The following is a 17607-nucleotide window of genomic DNA, read 5'->3' on the forward strand; positions in this document are numbered from 1 at the left end:
ATGCGCGTCGCCGTGATGGCGTTCGTGATGATGATCGGAGCGCTGTCGACCGGGGCGTGTACCCAGCAGCCCGACACCGCGGAGTCAGGAGCGCCCCGGACCAGCGGACCGGTCGTCACACCGTCGCGGGCTCCGGTGGGGAAGGCGGTGCAGGCGGCGGAGCCGGTTAAGGATGGGCTTCTGTTGGACAACCCGCTGTACCGGTCGGGGCGGGTGGTGGCTGTCAGTTGTTCGCTGCCGACTGCGAGGCTGGCGAACAAGCAGGCGATGATCCGGTACGCGAGCGCCTTTGTGGCGTGCCTCGACCGAGCCTGGGAGCCGGTGATCACGCGCGCAGGATTCGATTTCGTTCGGCCGTCCGCTGTGTATTCGTCGCCGGCTGGAACAAAGACGGACTGCACGGTGATGGACAAGGAGTACTACGGTCTCTATTGCTCCTCGAACCACGGCATCTACTTCAACTGGCCGGAGTACATCGTCGAGGGAGCGTCCCAGGAAGACACGCGGGCGTCGGTGCAGTGGCTGATCGCGCACGAGTACGGGCACCACGTGCAGGAGCTGACCGGCATTCTGGACCAGTACGGCGAGCGCTACTCCTCGGTCCAAGGGTCTGCGAAGGAGGTCGAGGAGAACCGGAGCGAGATGCAGGCGCACTGTTTCGCGGCGGCGTTCTTCGGGGCCAATCGGGAGACGTTCCGGATCCGCGGCGAACGGCTCGACCACAACGGCCACCCAGGGTACGACCGGCACGCCGACGACTCGGCCAACTTCGACCGCTGGTTGGGGCAGGCATTCAAGGCGAGAGGCCCGAGCGGCTGCAATACCTGGGCGGCGCCGGCCGGCAGTGTCAGTTGAGTTTGAGTTTGAAGCCTTCGTGGGTGTTGCCGAAGCCCAGGTTTGTGTAGAAGCGGTGGGCGTCGGTGCGGGTCTTGTCCGAGGTGAGTTGGACCAGGGTGCAGCCGCGGGTGCGGGATTCTTCGACGGCCCAGCGGATCAGGGTGCTGCCGAGGCCGGAGCCACGGGCGGGGGCGGCGACGCGGACGGCCTCGATCAGGCCGCGGGTGGAGCCGCGGCGGGACAGGCCGGGGATGATCGTGAGCTGCAGTGTGCCGATCACCTCGTCGTTGCGATCGGCAACCACCAGCAGCTGGTTGGGGTCGGCGTCGATCTGCTCGAACGCCGCCAGGTACGGCGTCAGGTCGTCGAGCGACTCGCGGGTGGCGCCGAGTTGGTCGTCGGCGATCATCGCGACGATCGCGGCAACATCGGAGGCGGTGGCGCGGCGGATCACGACATCGTTCATGGGGACAGGATCGCAAACGCCTGAAGCGGTTCAGTCGGCAGGGTAAGCAGCGAAGTACGGCGATGGTAATTGCCTTACGCAAACACTTTTCGTTGCCCGCCGCGCCTGGAACGTTGTTTGCCCAAGGCATCTGAGGGTACGAGTCATACTGGACACCACTGCATCCGCCCGTGCCGGGGTTGGTGCAGTCCTGTGCCGACAGCGGATGCGGGCCAGTCCGGAAGGAACATCCGATGTCAGCGTTAGCTATCGACTTCACCCAGCCGTTCGAGGATGCGTTCAGCAAACTGCTGTCGTTCATCCCGAACCTGCTGGGCGGCCTGGTCATCCTGGTCGTCGGCTACTTCGTGGCCAAGGTACTCGGCAATCTCGTCGGCCGGTTGCTCGGCAAGGTCGGCTTCGACGGCTGGATGGAACGGGCCGGCGTCTCCGGTGTGCTGCAACGGTCGGGCACGGGGCTGACCGCTTCGGCGATGCTGGGCAAGGTCGTGTTCTGGTTCGTCTTCCTGATCAGCTTCACGATGTTCGCCTCGGCGCTCGGCGTGCCGGAGATCTCGAACTTCATGAGCGACATGCTCGGCTACATCCCGCGGATCTTCGCCGCGATCGTGATCGTCTGCCTGGCGGCGCTGTTCGCCAACTTCCTGGCCGCGGTGATCCGCGGCGCGACCGGCAACGAGACCCTGGCCAAGGTCGCCCGGTACGCCGTCCTGGTGTACGCCGCGTTCGCCGCGCTGACCCAGCTCGGTGTGGCGGTTCAGCTGACCGGTAACACGCTGCTGATCGTCCTCGCGGGCGCCGCGCTGGCTCTCGGTCTCGCTTTCGGCCTCGGGGGCCGCGAGATGGCCGGCCGGGCACTGAACAACCTGTTCGACAAGGACAAGATGGTCAAGCCGGCCGCGCAGAACGGCATGGACAACGGGACGACGGCGTACCCGCAGCAGGGCAGCTACCAGGGCGAGTACCAGGGCGGCGGCTACCAGCAGCCCACCCAGCCGACTCAGCCCGAGCAGCACCCGGCCGCGCACAGCTCGGGTAACTGGTCCAACGGCACCCCGCCGAACGGCACCTGGCAGCAGGGTCAGTAACCACAAGAGATAGACAGAGGCAAGGCGAGCGGGCGGCAATCCATCCGGGTTGCCGCCCGCTCACCTCAGGCCGGGCCGCATGCGGACGCCCACCACTCACCAACCTCCGGTGATGGGCGCCGGCGCGGTGCGGGTGAGCGTGTGGCTGCTCCGACGACGTCGGTTGGTGAGTGGTGGGCGTCCGCAAGGCGGGCGGGTCAGTTGTTGTCGGGGCCGGCTTTGCGGACTTCTTCTACCTTGGTCATGGCTTCGCGGAGGTCGGCCAGCCAGGTTTCGCTGTGTTGGGCGACGAGTTTGACGCACCAGCCGAGGGCGTCGCTGCGGGAGCGGGCCACGCCGGCGTCGACGAGGGTGTCGAGGACCTGGCGTTCGGGCTGGCGGAGGCGGGTCATCACCGGTGCGGACAGTGAGGTGAACACGGTGCGGGTCTCGCCGCAGCGCAGACCCCAGGCGACCTTCCGGCGGGTGGCGTGCTCGAGTTCGCGGGCGATCTCGATCCGGCGCTCGCGGGTGTCCTCGCGGAACTGCTTGATCCGGCCGTCCTCGGCGGCGGAGCGCTCGGCGGCGCTCACGTCCTTGTTCTGCTCGGGTGCGGGGATCCGGCCGACGATCAGGATCTCGTCCCGGTCGATCTCCAGTTCGAGGTCGCCCTCGAACCAGTCGCCCGGCAACCGTCCGGTCAGCCAGCCCCGCACCTTCTCCTGCTCTGTCTGCGTACTCATGTAATCATGATTACACCCAAACGGGTCGAGCTCAAGCAGTCACCAGTACTGCACCGTGTACGCCGCGTGCGCATCCCCGTCCGACAACGCGACATGCGATATGCCGATCCGCAGCATGCGCCCGGTCGCATCGTTCTTGTATGTCGTGTACGTCGTCCCCGCCGCGCCCTCGGCCGAGACCCGCCGCCAGTGCGCTCCGCCCTTCGCGGCGATCGCGTGCAGTTGCTGCACTGCGCGAGGCGTCGCGTAGTACGCCGTCCACTTCGCGTCACCACGACCCCACGCGCGGACCAGATTGTCCGACCACTGCACCGGGCTCCACGCCTTCGGCTCGTTGACGAACTCGGCGGTGTACGCCGCGTGCCAGCCGCTCGCCGACCGCAGGTCGACGTTCTGGACGCCGATCGTCAGGTTCCCGCCGCGAGCGTCGTCGTGGTACGTCACGTAGATCGTGCCGGCGGCGCCTTCGGTGGAGACGCGCCGCCAGTGGATCCCGCCGCGCGTCGTCTGTGCGTACAGGGTGCGTGCTGCCGCCGTGGACGCGTAGCAGTTGGTCGCCGCGGTGTCGGCGCGACCCCACGCGCGGACGAGCCGGTCGGCGTACGTCACCGCCGAGATGTTCTTGGCGGACTGCAGCTGGCTGCAACTGGTGGCGGCTGCGTTGGCCGGCGCGGCGCCGGTGAGAAGGAGCGGTGCGGTGACTGCGAGTGCTGTCGTACTGCCTAGACCAATGATCCTGCGAATCATCATCGACCTCCCGAGTGGATGTGGTCCTACTGGTGGGACGCCGCACCGCACTCGGGAGTTTGCATCGGACTCCAATGAAACAGGTCTGCAATATCAGGCAGCCGGTGGCGGCGCGAACGCGGCGCGTAACCGTTCCTGAGCGCTCGCTCCAGCGGCGGTGTGGTCAAGACCGAGCAGTGCCGCGCCGACCACCGGCGGTACGTCGACCACGCGCGGGATCGCTTTCGGGGCGACGTCGGCGAGCAGTTTCGTGACCCGGTCGAGAAGGACCGAGTGGCCTGCCGTCAGCACGCCGCCGCCGAGGACCACGGTGACCCGCTCGCCGAGCAGGTCGAGCCGACGCAACGCACTCAACGCCATCGCGACGATCTCCTCGGCCTGCTGCTGAATGATGCCCAGGGCAACGACGTCGCCGGCGGCCGCGACCTGGAACAGTACCGGCGCGGCCTCCAGTTGCCGCTCGGCCGGCAGCTCGCCGAAGTGGAACGCCTCGATCACCGCCGTCAGCGACGGCATCCCGTAGTGCATCGGCAGTGCGGTGAGCAGTGCGGTGGCCGGACCGCGACCGTCGTCGGCCCGCGACGCCGACCAGAACGCTTCCTCGGCCAGCTGCGCTCCACCGCCCCAGTCGCCAGTCAGTTTGCCCAGTGCAGTGAACCGTGCAGTCCGTCCGTCCGGCAGCATTCCGGAGCAGTTGATGCCCGCACCGCACACGACCGCGACACCACGCGGCTCGTCCACGCCGGACCGCAGTAGAGCGAAGGTGTCGTTGGTGACGTACACCGACTCGGCCCAGCCGCGGTCCTCGAAGGCAGCGGTCAGTTGCTCGACCTCGATGGGCAGGTCGGCGTTGGCCAGGCACGCCGAGATCTGCTGCACCAGAGGTACGTCGCCGACGTGTAACCCGGCTGCTGCCGCCGCAGCGCGGACCAGTGGCTCCAGTCCGTCCACAGCAGCCGCGGCGCCGATCCGCTGCGGTTCGAACCCGCCGCCACGCGCCGTACCGAGTACTGTCCCGTCGGCCGCGACGAGAGCGACGTCGGTCTTGCTGTTGCCGGCGTCGAAGGCGAGAACACCGCCTGGGACTAGCGTGCCCACGGGAGGTAGTCCTTGTTGTGCGCCAGCAGCTTGTCCGTCAGCTCTTGTGCGATGGAGATCTGCCCGACCAGTGGATGCGCCAGCAGAGCTTGGAACACCCGCTCGGATCCACCCTTCACGGCAGCCTCCAGCGCCAGGTCCTCGTACGCCGTCACGTGTGCGACCAGTCCGGCGTACAAGGGCTCCAGTGGGGACACCGGCTCCGGTTTCGTGCCCTGTGCGTTCACCGTGGCCGGTACTTCAATGACGGCGTCATCGGGCAGGAACGGGAAGGTGCCGTTGTTGAGAGTGTTGACGACCTGCACGTCGCCGGTGTCGTTCAGCAGAGAGGACGCGAGTGCGACGGCCGCCTCCGAGTAGTACGCGCCGCCGCGCTTCTCGAGCAGTGCGGGCTTCTCGTCGAGCTGCGGGTCGGCGTACATGTCCAGCAGCTCTTTCTCGAGTGCAGCGACCTCAGCGGCTCGGGACGGCTTTGTCAGCAGCTCCTGCACCACGGCGTCGTGTGCGTAGTAGTAGCGCAGGTAGTACGACGGGACGACGCCCAGTTGCCGCACCACGTCGGCCGGGAGATGCAGGTCGTCCGAGAGCTCGGACAGGTGGTCTGCCAGCAGCTGCGGCAGGACGTCTTCACCGTTGACGCGGACCGCGCGCTCCCAAGTGAGGTGGTTCAGTCCGACGTGGTCGAGCGACACCTCCTCCGGCGTCACCCCCAGCATCGCGGCGAACCGGCGCTGGAACCCGATGGCCACATTGCACAGCCCGACTGCCTTGTGCCCGTGGGACAGCAGGGCCCGTGTCACGATCCCGACCGGGTTGGTGAAGTCGATGATCCACGCGTCCGGGTTGGTACGCCGTACTCGCTCGGCAATGTCCAGCACGACAGGGACCGTCCGCAGCGCCTTCGCGAGACCGCCGGCACCTGTGGTCTCCTGGCCGACACAACCGCACTCCAGCGGCCACGTCTCGTCCTCGTTGCGCGCAGCCTGCCCGCCGACGCGCAGCTGCAGCAGTACGGCGTCCGCACCGTCGATCCCCGCGTCCAGGTCGGACGTGGTGATCACCCGGCCGGCATGCCCTTGTTTGGCGAAGATGCGCCGCGCCAGACCACCGACCAGCTCGAGCCGGTCGGCCACCGGGTCGACGAGCACCAGCTCCGACACCGGCAACGTGTCCCGCAACCGCGCGAACCCGTCGACCAGCTCGGGCGTGTAGGTGGATCCACCACCAACGACTGTCAGCTTCATCCCTTGACTCCAGTCAATGTGACGCCTTCGATGAAGGCCTTTTGCGCGAAGAAGAACAAGATGATCACCGGTGCCATCACCAGCAGGGTCGCTGCCATGGTGAGGTTCCAGTTCGTGTGGTGTGCGCCCTTGAAGGACTCCAGACCGTAGCTGAGCGTCCAGGCGGCCGGGTTCTCGCTGGCGTAGATCTGTGGGCCGAAGTAGTCGTTCCAGCAGTAGAAGAACTGGAAGAGCGCTACTGCGGCAATAGCCGGCTTGGCCATCGGCAGCACGATCCGGACCAGGGCCTTGAACTCACCGCAGCCGTCCACCTTGGCGGCGTCGACGTAGTCCTTCGGAATCGTCAACAGGAACTGCCGGAGCAGGAACACCGAGAACGCGTCGGTGAACGCCATCGGGATGATCAGCGGCCACAGCGTTCCGGACAGGTGCAGCTGCTTCGCCCAGAAGAGGTACATCGGCACGATCACCACCTGTGGCGGCAGCATCATCGTGGCGATGACCAGCATCAGTACTGCGTTCCGGCCACGGAACTTGAAGCGGGCTAGTGCGTAGGCGACTGGGATGCTCGACAACAACGTGAGCGCTGTCCCGAGTCCGGCGTACAGCAGGGTGTTCTTCCACCACGTGAGAAAGCCTGGTGTCTCCCAGACGGTCCGTAGGTTCTCCCAGTGCCAGCTGTCCGGCCACAGGTCGCGGGTGAGCGCCTGCTGGTCGCTCATCAACGCAGTGAGGAAGATGAACACGAACGGCAGCACGAAGAACAGTGCGGCGGCGATAGCGAGTGAATGGACGCCGACCCAGTGCAGGAGGCGCGTACGGCGTGCTGTGCGGGCAGCCGGCGTCAGCGTGACCGGAGTACTGATGGCGGTCGCCGTCATGCGGCACTCCTTTCAGTCATGGAGCGCATCAGGAACCCGGTGAACACCATGGCCAGTGCGAACAGCACGAGGGCAATGACGGAGGCGCCGCCGGTGTCGAAGCGCTGGAAGCCCAGGTGATACACGAGTTGTGGCAACGTCAGCGTGGACTTCTCCGGGTACCCGGGCTCGAACTGCTGGCCCGCTCCGCCGATCACACCGCTCGCAACCTTCCCGGCGATGAGCGGCTGCGTGTAGTACTGCATCGTCTGGATGACACCGGTGACGACGGCGAACAGCACGATCGGCGAGATGTTCGGCAGCGTCACGAACCGGAACCGCTGCCACGCACCGGCTCCGTCCAATGACGCCGCCTCGTACTGCTCCTGCGGTACGTCGAGCAGTGACGCCATGAAAATCACCATCAGGTCGCCGATGCCCCACAACGCCAGCATGGTCAGCGCCGGCTTCGACCAGCTGGGGTCGTTGAACCAGCCGGGCTGTGGGAGTCCGATGCTGCCGAGGATGTTGTTCACCGGACCTGTGCCTGGGTTGAGCAGGAACGCGAACGCCATCGTGGCCGCGACCGGAGGAGCCAGGTACGGCAGGTAGAACGCCGTACGGAAGAACCCGGCGCCGGTCTTCACTTTGGTGATCAGCAGGCCGATGCCGAGACCGAACAGCACCCGCAGCGTCACCATCACGACGACCAGCCACAGGGTGTTCCGCAACGCCGGCCAGAAGAACGGGTAGTCGGTGAAGACGTACTGCCAGTTCCTCAGGCCGGTCCAGGTCGGCGGCGTGAACCCGTCGTACTTCATGAAGCTGAAGTAGACGGTCGAGACCAACGGGTACAGGAAGAAGACGCTGACGCCGATCAGCCAAGGCGACAGGAACGCCAGCGTACGAGCGGTTTCGCGACGGTGTTTCTGCCGAAGCGTGGTCATTTCGCCTGGACCAGATCCTTGTCGATCTGCTCGTCGGTCTTCGCCAGACCGGCGGCCAGATCGGTGACCTTGCCGGCCTCGTGCGCGTAGCCGAAGTCCTGCAGCGTGAGCTGGTAGGCGCCGCCGTTGGGACTGGCCGGAGTGGTGCTGCTCTTCGAGTGCTGCGCGATGCCGATGAAGGGCTTGAGGTCCGCGGTGAGCTTCGGGGACTTGAGTGCGTCCAGCGTCGACGGGACGTTGTGGATCGCGTTCGCGAAGCTGACCACGGCGTCGGTGTCGGTGGTCATGAACTTCACCAGTTCCCAGGCCGCGTTCTGCTTCTGGCTGGTGCCGGCGATCCCGATCACCGTGCCGGACAGGTAGCCCTTGCCGTAGCTGTCGGCCTGGTCGTCCGGCACCGGGAACGGCGCGACGCCGATGTCGAACTTCACCCCGGCCTCGCGTGCCATGCCGAGCCGCCACTCGCCGTCCATCGTCATCGCGACCTGGCCGGTGTGGAACGGGTTCTTCGCGCCGAACTCGTCACCGAACGTCGCGCGGTACTTCTCCAGCTTCGCGAATCCGCCGAGCTGCCCGACCAGGCTCTTCTGCCACTTCAGCATGCTCGCGAAGGCCGGGTCCTTGGCCAGGTTGGACTTGCCGTCGGGGGTGAAGTACGTCGGGTTCCAGAGTGCGGCGAAGTGCGTGGTGGTCGACTCGTAGCCGTGGAAGTTCGGCATGAAGCCGAGTTGGCTGTAGCTGTCGCCCTTGACCTTGGTGAGGTTCTTGGCGACCGCGTCGAACTCGGACAACGTTTTCGGCGGGGCGGCGATCCCGGCGGCCTTGAAGGCGGTCTTGTTGTAGTACAGGCCGTACGCGTCGTTCAGCAGCGGCAAAGTGCAGCGTTTTCCTTGGAACTGCGTGTAGTCCTGCAGCGGCTTCGGGAACGTCTTGTCCAGGTCGATGCCGGACTTGTCCAGGAACGGTTTCAGGTCGCTGAAAACGTTCGACGCGCAGAACGTTCCGACGTTGTCGGTGGTGAACGAGGACACCACGTCCGGTGCGTTCGCCCCGCCGGCCCGCAACGCCTGCTTGATCTTGTCGTCGTTGATGTTGCCAACGACCTTCACGTGGATGTTCGGATGCTTCGCCTCGAACGCCTTCACTTCTCCGTCGATGGCGGCCGCCTCGCTGGGGGCGCTCCATCCGTGCCAGAAGGTGAGGTTCACGTCCTTCGTGGCATCGTCGTCGGCCTGCGGTGTGCTCGAAGTTCCGGTGCAGGCCGTCGCCAGCAAGGCGACTGCGGCGGTGCCGATGACGGCACGGGTGAAGCTACGCATCCATTCTCCTACTAGGTAATTGGTGGACCCGCCGTGTCGAAGACCTCGTCGCGGGTGGTGCTCAGGGCGGACTGCAGTGCTCCGGAGAGCACGGGGTCGGTGCTGATCGCGGTCATCAACAGCTGCGGCCGCGGTACGGCGAGATCGGCGAGCTCGTCCTGGACCAGGCCCCGCAGGCGTTCGCCGCCCGCGGTGATCACGCCGCCGGCCAGCACGATCAGCTCCGGGTCGACGACCGCGACGATCGCGGCCAGACCGACCGCGAGCCGGTGCGCGAACTCGTTCAGTACGGCGTCGCCCGCGCCCTCGGTCTGGAGTGCGATCGTGATCGCGGCTTCCGGCGTACGGGCCTTCAGGCCGTGCTCGCGGGCGAGCTCCAGGACCGGTTCGCCGCCGGCGAGTTCCTGGAAACCGCCGGCGTTGTTGCGGCCGACGTTGCGGACCAGCGGCGTACCCGGAAGCGGCAGGAACGCCACCTCGCCGGCGCCGCCGGTCGCGCCGCGGTGCAGGCGGCCGTTGATGACGATCGCGGCGCCGATGCCTTCCTCGCCCCAGAGCAGCACGAAGTTGTCGTGCTCCTGGGCGTGGCCGACCCGCTGCTCCGCGATCGCGGCCAGGTTGACGTCGTTCTCGACCTCGAGCGGTACGGCGATCGCCGCGGCCAGCTCCTCGAGCAGGTGCGGGGCGTGCCACCCGGGCAGGTGGGTCGCGTACCGCAGCCGGCCGGTCGTCGGGTCGAAACCGCCAGGCGTGCCGATCGAGACCCGGTGCAGGCTCTCACGGCTCAGGCCCGCCTCGCCGGCCGCGCCCTCGATCGCCTTGACGACACGGTCGACCGTGCCCTTGGCGCTGCGGCCCGGGGTGGCCAGCTCGTAGTGGCCGACCACCTTGCCGGTCAGGTCCGCGACCGCGGCCCGGATCCGGGCCGGCGTGACGTCCAGCCCGCCGACGTACGCGATGCCGCCGTTGATCTCGTACAGCTGCGCGTTCGGGCCTGGACGGCCGGCGGTGGTACCGCTCGGGCGGACCAGCCGGGCCGCCTCCAGCCGCGCGAGCAGCTGGGACGCGGTCGGCTTGGACAGCCCGGTCAGGTTGCCCAGCGTGGTGCGGGAGAGCGGTCCCTGGCTGAGCAGCAGGTCCAGGGCGGCGCGGTCGTTCATCGCGCGCAGCAGGCGCGGCGTTCCGGGTGTTGTTGCCATGAGCCAACCCTGCCTCCCTTCGCCGCCCGCGGGTACTCGCCGCGCTGATCACACGAACTGTTAGGAAAGTTTCCTATTAACGCGAGACCGTACGGCGGACTTCCACGGGTGTCAATCCGTTGCCGTGAGTTAGGGTTGCCTAACTATGTCCACTGGGGAGCTGTTGAGGCGGGCGATTCGGCGGCATCGGGGCCGCATGGTCGCGGGAGTGCTGGTCCTGTCGTTGCACCAGGCGACCGAGGCGGCGGTGCCGGTCGCGATCGGGATCTTCGTGGACCGCGCTGTGACGACCGGCCACGTCCAGCCGCTGCTCTGGTGCGTGCTGATGATGGTCGTCCTGTTCGCCGTCCTGTCGAACGCCTGGAAGACCGGCGCGCGCCAGGTGGTGTGGGCGATCGAGTACGAGACGCACCTGCTACGGCTCGAGATCGCGCAGCGCGTGCTGGACCCACGTGGTCACCGGACCGGGCTGCGGTCGGGAGAGTTGTTGTCGATCGCCACCTCGGACGCGGAGAAGGCTGCGCTGGTCATGCGGTCTGTCTCGATCGGGGCGGCAGCGTGTACGGCGTTGATCGTGTCGTCGGTGTCGCTGCTACTGGTCGACGTACCGCTGGGGCTCGGGGTGCTCATCGGCGTACCGCTGCTGGTGCTGGGGATTCAGGCGCTGTCGCCGTTACTGACGCGTCGTACGTCGAGTCAGCAGGAGGCGGTCGCTCAGACGACCGCACTGGCGACGGATCTGGTCAGCGGGCTGCGGACGCTGCGGGGCATCGGAGCGCAGCACAACGCGGCCGCGCGGTACCGGCGGTCGAGTGAAGCGACACTGCGGGCCACACTGCGCGCTGCGTCGACGAACGGGCTCCAGGATGGTGTGACGACCGCACTGAGCGGTCTGCTCCTGGCCGCGGTTGCTGGAGTGTCTGGTTGGTTCGCGTTGAACGGACGGATCACGATCGGCGAGCTGATCACGGTGGTCGGGCTGGCGCAGTTCGTCGCCGAGCCGGTCGGGACACTCGGCTACGCGAGCCAGGTCCTCGCCATGTCCCGAGCGTCCGCCGAGCGTCTGGCCTCTGTCCTCTCCGCACCACCACTGACCACTACCGGCACCTCAACCGTCGTCGACTCGGCTCAACCGCTTCTCACCTTGGAAGGCGTTTCGCACGGGTCCCTCTCGTCGCTGACGCTCACCCTCCAGCCGGGTGAGTCTGTCGGCGTACTCTGCTACGACCCGCGCGACGCCGACGCCCTGCTCGCGGTGATCGCCGGCCGCGCACCAGAGCACACTGGCACCGTCCTCGTTGGCGGCACCGCTCTCGAAGAGCTGGACGTCGACGTCATCAGGCGCACGCTGTTGCTGGAGCGGCACGAGACGGACCTGTTCGAGGGAACGCTGCGCAGCAACCTCCTCGTGGATGCGGGGCTTGAGCGGGTAATGACGGCTGCTGGTGCTGCCGATCTGATCGAAGAGCTGGATCGCCCGTTGGCCGACCGGGGGCAGTCGCTGTCCGGTGGGCAGCGGCAGCGGCTCGGTCTGGCGCGTGCGCTGCTGGCTGAGCCGCCGTTGCTGGTGCTCCATGATCCGAGTACGGCGGTTGACGCTGTTACCGAGGAGCTGCTGGCCGAAGGGCTTGCTGAGGAGCGGATGGGCCGCACGACGCTGGTGTTGACGAGTAGCCCGGCACTGTTGGGAAAGATGGATCGGGTTGTGGTGATCAGCGACGGGGCGGTGGTTGCTGAGGGCATCCACTCCGAGCTCGCCGCGTCGGACCTGGCCTACCGTGAGGCGGTGCTGCGATGAACCTGTTGCCGGTTGCGGGGCCGCGGGCGACGTGGGGTGTTCTGTGGCGGGAGATTCGGCGGCTGCCGGTGCTGTCGGTTGTCGCGGCTCTGGTGATCACGGGGGCCAGTGCGGCCGGGCTGGTCGCGCCGTGGGCGCTGGGTGTGCTGATCGACAACATCGACAACATGGCCGACAAGGCGGCCATCGTGCGCGTCGTCGTGCTGATCGGGCTGGCGGCCGTGCTGGCCGGTGTACTGACGGCTCTGGGCGTGACACTGGTCGCGCGGGTCGGTGAGACCGTGCTGGCGCGGATCCGGGAGCAGGTCCTCGACCGGGTGCTGCAGCTTCCCGCGCCGGTGCTGGAGAAGGTACGGACCGGTGACCTGCTCTCGCGGGTCGGTGACGACGTGGCGTCGGTGGCGTCCGCGCTGACCGAGGTCGGGCCGTCGGTACTCGGTGCGGCGTTGACGATCGTGCTGACCGTCGGCGGGATGTTCGCACTCGACTGGCGGCTCGGTCTGGCCGGGCTGCTCGCGGTACCCATGTACTACCTGGCGCTGCGGTGGTACCTGCGGCGATCGGCGCCGTACTACAAGCAGGAACGCGTCGCGATGGGCGAGCGCTCCGAGGCGATCATCGCGTCGCTGCGGGGCAGCGCGACGGTCCGGGCCTACCGGTTGGAGGACCGGCAGTTGGCGAAGATCGGCGAGACCTCCGGTACGGCGCGGGACATCTCGATCACGGTGTTCCGGTTGTTCAGCTTCTTCTCGTCGCGGATCAACCATGCCGAGTTCACCGGGCTGACGGCGATCCTGGTCACCGGGTTCTTCCTGGTACGGGAGGACTCGGTGAGCGTAGGTGCCGTGACAGCGGCAGCCTTGTACTTCCACCGGTTGTTCAACCCGGTGAACGTCGTACTGATGGAGTTCGACCAGATCCAGACGGCAGCCGCGGGATTGTCCCGCCTGGCCGGTGTGCTCGAGATTGAGCCGGCGCCCGAACCGCCCGACCACGCCGGCCCGTCCGACGCATCCCTCGAGCTGCAGCAGATCACCCACCACTACGACGGTCCTGGGGTCCTCACCGAAGTCTCGCTGCGGCTGGAGCCCGGAGAACGGGTCGCGCTGGTCGGCGCGAGTGGTGCGGGTAAGACGACTCTGGCGGCAATCGCTGCAGGTGTTCTGGCGCCGTCAGCAGGCACGGTGCGGCTCGGGGGTGTCGACATCCGTGACCTGGGTGAGGATCGGACGCGCGCACAGGTCGCTCTGCTCAGCCAAGAGGTGCATGTGTTCTCCGGAACGTTGCTGGAGGACGTGCAGTTGGCCCGTCCTGAGGCAGCGGCGGCTGATGTGGAAGCAGCCTTGGACCGCGTCGGGGCGTTGGCGTGGGTACGTGCGCTGCCGGACGGGCTGGACACCGTCGTGGGGGAGAGCGGCCATCCGTTGACGGGTGCACAGGCGCAGCAGCTCGCCTTCGCGAGGCTGGTGCTTGCTGATCCGCCGGTCGCCGTACTGGACGAGGCGACGGCCGAGGCGGGTAGTGCCGGTGCGCGTGAGCTAGAGCGTGCTAGCGCAGCAGCGACGGCCGGACGGACCACACTGGTCGTCGCACATCGGTTGACTCAAGCCGAGCAGGCGGACCGGATCGTCGTACTCGACCATGGTCGAGTGGCCGAGTCAGGGACACATGAGGCGTTGCTGGCAAGCGGGGGCCGCTATGCGCAGCTGTGGCATAGCTGGACTGGTACATCTACGCCTGATCAGCCAGGAGAGCGAACGACACCAGCCAGTGCGTCGACATGAAGTCCCCGTCGGTGACCGTTGGCAGCACGGCATCGATCTGACGGTCCGCACCAGCGCGCAGTACGTCGGCAACATCTGGCAGCGCCGGCGCGATCGTCCGCAACTGCCACGCCCGTGACAACGCCAGCCCGGACAAGTGCGCCAACTGACCGTCACCGGAGTCATCCGTCACCGGCACCTCCAGCAGATGCTGGTGGGCGTCGATACCCAGCCCTGGGAGGAACGCCGACAGCCAGCTGACGAACTCGCCGTCCGGCAGCACCCGCCGCATGAGCTCCGCCTCGGACAGCGCCGGCGACAGGAAGTCAGTACCGGACGGTTCGAACCGCGTGTCGTACGCCGTGTCGCCGCCGAACCACTCCAGCGCGCGAACTCGGATCGCTTCCACCACATCAGCACGCCCCAGTTCGCCGTACGCCTCGTGCAGCAGTGCGAGCGCGAACGCCGAGTTGAGGTGTACGCCGTGCCGCACCGGGTACGCCTGTTTCGGCAGCCAGGCAAGCACGAGGTCGGCGATGACATCACCGAGCGGAGTGAGGGCGTCTGCCCACTGGGTCTTGCGGGTGGCTGCGACCAGCATCGCCGCCCAGGCCCAGCCGTACGGGCGTTCGTACGACGGCCGCTCCCGCAGGTACGCGGCCTCGGTGGCGATCGCGGCGGGTGTCAGGCGCTGGTCGAGCACCTCGATCGGGCGGCGGCCGACCTGGTCCGGCGCCAGCGTCAGCAACCGGACCAGGGACCACTGCATGTGCGCACTGGAGTGCCAGTCGTAGGACCCGTGGAACGCCGGGTGCAGGCGATCCGGGGTCACGTCCACGTCCTCCGGGCCCTGCGACGCGTGGCCCGTGCCGTACGGGTACGGCGTCTCGAGCACCTCACAGGCGATGTCCGCCCAGGCAGCGGCGTACTTCATGGAACTCCTTAGAATGCGAAGAAATACATGATGAGGATGTTGCAGCCCAGCAGCGGGATCGCGGTCGGGATCTGCGCCTTGATCGGCCCGTACTGATCCTTCATCTCCAGCAGCGCCGCGGGCACGAGATTGAAGTTCGCCGCCATCGGCGTGCACAGGGTGCCGCAGAACCCGGCCAGCATGCCGACCGCGAACACGACCGCGGGCGTGCCGTGGAACTGCTGCACCAGCAGCGGCCAGCCGATGGCCGCCGTCATCACCGGGAACGCCGCGAACGCGTTGCCCATGATGATCGTGAAGATCGCCATACCGACGCAGTACAGCGCGACCGCGGCGATCAGCGAGCCCTTGGGAATCAGGTGATCGGTGACGCGGCCGACGGCCTTGCCGACGCCAGAGGTGTTGAACAGCAGCCCGAGCGTCGCCAGCATCTGCGGCAGGATCGCCGCCCAGCCGATGTGTTCGAGCAGCCGGCGTCCTTCGTGCAGCGGGACGGCGGGCGACTTCGGGCGGAGCAACGCCATCCCGACGATCAGCGCCAGGATCGAGGCGACGCCGAGGCCGATGATCGTGGCGGATCCGGTCTGCAGCAGCAGCTTGCCGTCACCGAGCTTCACCTTGGCGAGCCAGGCCCCGAAGATCGCCGCGACCACCGGGATCACCAACGCCGGCAGGAACAGCTTGTTGCCGAACCGGTCGGCGAAGTGCACGCGCTCGGCCGGGGTCGTCGTCCGCTCCTCGCCCTTGCCCGGGAAGCCCGAGCCGGCCAGGACCGCCAGGCCGATCACCGCGATACCGAGCAGCCAGGCCGGCGCCTGCTTGTTCACGACGAACGTGCCGTAGCCGAACGAGACGCCGAGGATGCCCCAGAACGCCGCGCTGCCGAGCCGCTTGGCGTTGCTGCGGTCGTTGAGCACCTGCAGCGCGATCAGGACGAAGAAGATGCCGCACAGCCAGTAGAACCACTCGACCTTGATCATCGCGTGGCCTCCTTCGCCGCGGCCCGGTCCGCGGCCGCGAGCTTGTCCAGTTGGCGATCGAGCAGCAGCAGCCGGGTGCCGTGGATGAGCAGCGCGCAGATCCCGGTCGGGATCGCCCAGAGCGCGATGTCGATCGCCTCCAGGTGCAGGCCGTACGTCGCGTCGACGAAGCCGGTGATCAGCAGGATCGAGCCGATCGCGACGAAGATGTCCTCACCGAAGAACAGCCCGACGGTGTCGGCACTGGCCGCGAAGCCCTTGATCTTCTCCTGGAGTTTCTCCGGGAGCTTGCCGTACCGGCGTTCCGCGGCCCCGGCGGCCATCGGGTGGATCAGCGGCCGGACCGCCTGCGCGGGACCGCCGATGCTGGTCAGGCCGAGGGCTGCGGTGCCTTGCCGGATCAGCAGGTAGATGGCCAGCAGGCGGCCGGTCGTGACGACCTTGAGCTTGCTGATCAGCTTGCGGGCCTGGTGCTGCAGGCCGTAGCGCTCGATCAGCCCGATGACGGGCAGCGTGACGATGAAGACGGTGACGGACCGGCTGCTGGCGAAGCCGTCACCGAACGCGTTCAGGATCTTGACCGGAGACAGTCCGCCGATCAGGCCGGCCACGATACCGGCCGCGGTGACGACGAGCATCGAGTTGATCCGGAGGGCGAACCCGACGACCACCACCGCGATGGCGAGCAGAACCCACATGGTTCCTCCCGGGAGGGACAGGGCGATTCCGCTCACCATAGGAGATTGTTGAACGATCCTGCAATGGATCATTCGAACAAATCTTTCCGAAACACAACAACGCACCGTGACCGCGTGGGTCCGGCGCGTCGTCGTACGGCTGTTTGGAGCGGTTAGGGGAGGCGCCAGTCCACCGGCTCGGCGCCCTGCTCGGCGAGGAGCGCGTTGACCCGGCTGAACGGGCGTGAACCGAAGAACCCGCGATCGGCGGACATCGGGCTCGGGTGCGCGCTCTCGACGTACGGCGTGCTGCCCAGCATCGGCTTGAGCGTCTGGGCGTCGCGGCCCCAGAGGATCGCGACCAGCGGGCCCCCGCGGTTCACCAGTGCGTGGATCGCCTGCTCGGTGACGCTCTCCCAGCCCTTGCCGCGGTGTGCACCGGACTTGCCGGGCTGCACGGTCAGCACTCTGTTGAGCATGAGTACGCCCTGGTCGGCCCACGGGGTGAGGTCGCCGTTGGACGGTGCCGGTACGCCGACGTCCGCCATCAGCTCGCGGTAGATGTTCGCGAGGCTGCGGGGGATCGGCCGTACGTCGGGGGCCACCGAGAAGCTCAGCCCGACCGGGTGTCCCGGGGTCGGGTACGGGTCCTGCCCGACGACGAGCACCTTCACCTGGTGAAGCGGCCGGTGGAACGCGCGCAGCACGTTCTCCCCGGCGGGCAGATAGGCCCGCCCCGCGGTGATCTCCCCACGGAGGAACTCACCCATCTGCGTCACAGTGCCTTCGACCGGAGCCAACGCCTCAGCCCAGTCCGGCGCCACCAGATCCGACAACGTCTTAGGACTCACCCGCCACAGTCTCGCAGTACCCCGGCTCGTAGTGCACCTCGGGTTGTCGCCCGTTGTTCGCGTGTCGCTCAAACGCT

General features: G+C 67.4%; 17 protein-coding genes. 4 read left to right on the top strand and 13 right to left on the bottom strand.

What is annotated here, in order from left to right; translation table 11 throughout:
• Window positions 1-855 (top strand): neutral zinc metallopeptidase, encoded by an 855-nt coding sequence (locus tag E0H50_RS36935; RefSeq protein ID WP_131295708.1) that lies wholly within the window; start codon window positions 1-3, stop codon window positions 853-855.
• Here E0H50_RS36935 and E0H50_RS36940 read toward each other — a convergent pair.
• Entirely contained in the window at window positions 848-1303 is a 456-nt protein-coding gene (locus E0H50_RS36940) for a GNAT family N-acetyltransferase (RefSeq protein WP_131295710.1), read from the bottom strand. The two genes, E0H50_RS36935 and E0H50_RS36940, sit on opposite strands and share 8 nt — an antisense overlap.
• A gap of 233 nt (window positions 1304-1536) precedes the next feature.
• On the opposite strand from E0H50_RS36940, the gene E0H50_RS36945 reads away from it, so the two are divergent.
• A complete protein-coding gene (locus E0H50_RS36945; RefSeq protein WP_131295712.1) occupies window positions 1537-2391 on the top strand; it encodes a mechanosensitive ion channel family protein in 855 nt (284 codons plus the stop codon).
• 197 nt (window positions 2392-2588) lie between these two features.
• On the opposite strand, the gene E0H50_RS36950 is transcribed toward E0H50_RS36945, so the two are convergent.
• The 8 genes from E0H50_RS36950 to E0H50_RS36985 form a co-directional block, all read right to left on the bottom strand.
• A complete protein-coding gene (locus E0H50_RS36950) occupies window positions 2589-3113 on the bottom strand; it encodes a hypothetical protein (protein WP_131295714.1) in 525 nt (174 codons plus the stop codon).
• Window positions 3114-3152: 39 nt separating this feature from the next.
• Entirely contained in the window at window positions 3153-3863 is a 711-nt protein-coding gene (locus E0H50_RS36955; RefSeq protein WP_131295716.1) for a hypothetical protein, read from the bottom strand.
• Window positions 3864-3953: 90 nt separating this feature from the next.
• Entirely contained in the window at window positions 3954-4958 is a 1005-nt protein-coding gene (locus E0H50_RS36960) for an N-acetylglucosamine kinase (protein ID WP_131295718.1), read from the bottom strand.
• Window positions 4946-6202: a 6-phospho-beta-glucosidase gene (locus E0H50_RS36965; RefSeq protein ID WP_131295720.1), complete on the bottom strand. Its 1257-nt coding sequence runs from the start codon at window positions 6200-6202 to the stop codon at window positions 4946-4948. The genes E0H50_RS36960 and E0H50_RS36965 overlap by 13 nt, the downstream gene beginning before the upstream one ends.
• Window positions 6199-7083 (bottom strand): carbohydrate ABC transporter permease, encoded by an 885-nt coding sequence (locus E0H50_RS36970; protein WP_131295722.1) that lies wholly within the window; start codon window positions 7081-7083, stop codon window positions 6199-6201. Before E0H50_RS36970 ends, E0H50_RS36965 begins: the two co-directional genes overlap by 4 nt.
• The gene (locus E0H50_RS36975) at window positions 7080-8009 is read right to left on the bottom strand and encodes a carbohydrate ABC transporter permease (protein ID WP_131295724.1); all 930 of its coding nucleotides are present in this window, start codon (window positions 8007-8009) and stop codon (window positions 7080-7082) included. The genes E0H50_RS36970 and E0H50_RS36975 overlap by 4 nt, the downstream gene beginning before the upstream one ends.
• Window positions 8006-9328 carry an ABC transporter substrate-binding protein gene (locus E0H50_RS36980; RefSeq protein ID WP_131295726.1) on the bottom strand — a complete coding sequence of 441 codons (1323 nt, stop codon included), beginning with the start codon at window positions 9326-9328 and terminating at the stop codon, window positions 8006-8008. Before E0H50_RS36980 ends, E0H50_RS36975 begins: the two co-directional genes overlap by 4 nt.
• 11 nt (window positions 9329-9339) lie before the next feature.
• The gene (locus tag E0H50_RS36985; protein ID WP_131295728.1) at window positions 9340-10527 is read right to left on the bottom strand and encodes an ROK family transcriptional regulator; all 1188 of its coding nucleotides are present in this window, start codon (window positions 10525-10527) and stop codon (window positions 9340-9342) included.
• A 196-nt stretch (window positions 10528-10723) separates the two neighbouring features.
• On the opposite strand from E0H50_RS36985, the gene E0H50_RS36990 reads away from it, so the two are divergent.
• Both E0H50_RS36990 and E0H50_RS36995 read left to right on the top strand, forming a co-directional pair.
• Window positions 10724-12325 carry an ABC transporter ATP-binding protein gene (locus E0H50_RS36990; RefSeq protein WP_238151612.1) on the top strand — a complete coding sequence of 534 codons (1602 nt, stop codon included), beginning with the start codon at window positions 10724-10726 and terminating at the stop codon, window positions 12323-12325.
• Entirely contained in the window at window positions 12322-14109 is a 1788-nt protein-coding gene (locus tag E0H50_RS36995) for an ABC transporter ATP-binding protein (RefSeq protein WP_131295731.1), read from the top strand. The genes E0H50_RS36990 and E0H50_RS36995 overlap by 4 nt, the downstream gene beginning before the upstream one ends.
• On the opposite strand, the gene E0H50_RS37000 is transcribed toward E0H50_RS36995, so the two are convergent.
• The 4 genes from E0H50_RS37000 to E0H50_RS37015 form a co-directional block, all read right to left on the bottom strand.
• Complete coding sequence (locus tag E0H50_RS37000) at window positions 14057-15022, bottom strand: DUF2891 domain-containing protein (protein WP_131295733.1); 966 nt, start codon at window positions 15020-15022, stop codon at window positions 14057-14059. The two genes, E0H50_RS36995 and E0H50_RS37000, sit on opposite strands and share 53 nt — an antisense overlap.
• Before the next feature lie 8 nt (window positions 15023-15030).
• Window positions 15031-16002, bottom strand: coding sequence for a DUF979 domain-containing protein (locus tag E0H50_RS37005; protein ID WP_131295735.1), 972 nt, complete (start codon window positions 16000-16002; stop codon window positions 15031-15033).
• Entirely contained in the window at window positions 15999-16700 is a 702-nt protein-coding gene (locus tag E0H50_RS37010) for a DUF969 domain-containing protein (RefSeq protein WP_131295737.1), read from the bottom strand. The genes E0H50_RS37005 and E0H50_RS37010 overlap by 4 nt, the downstream gene beginning before the upstream one ends.
• Window positions 16701-16852: 152 nt before the next feature.
• A complete protein-coding gene (locus E0H50_RS37015) occupies window positions 16853-17530 on the bottom strand; it encodes a uracil-DNA glycosylase (protein ID WP_131295739.1) in 678 nt (225 codons plus the stop codon).
• Window positions 17531-17607: the final 77 nt, after the last annotated feature.

This window comes from Kribbella sindirgiensis, from assembly GCF_004331435.1.
Lineage (GTDB): Bacteria > Actinomycetota > Actinomycetes > Propionibacteriales > Kribbellaceae > Kribbella > Kribbella sindirgiensis.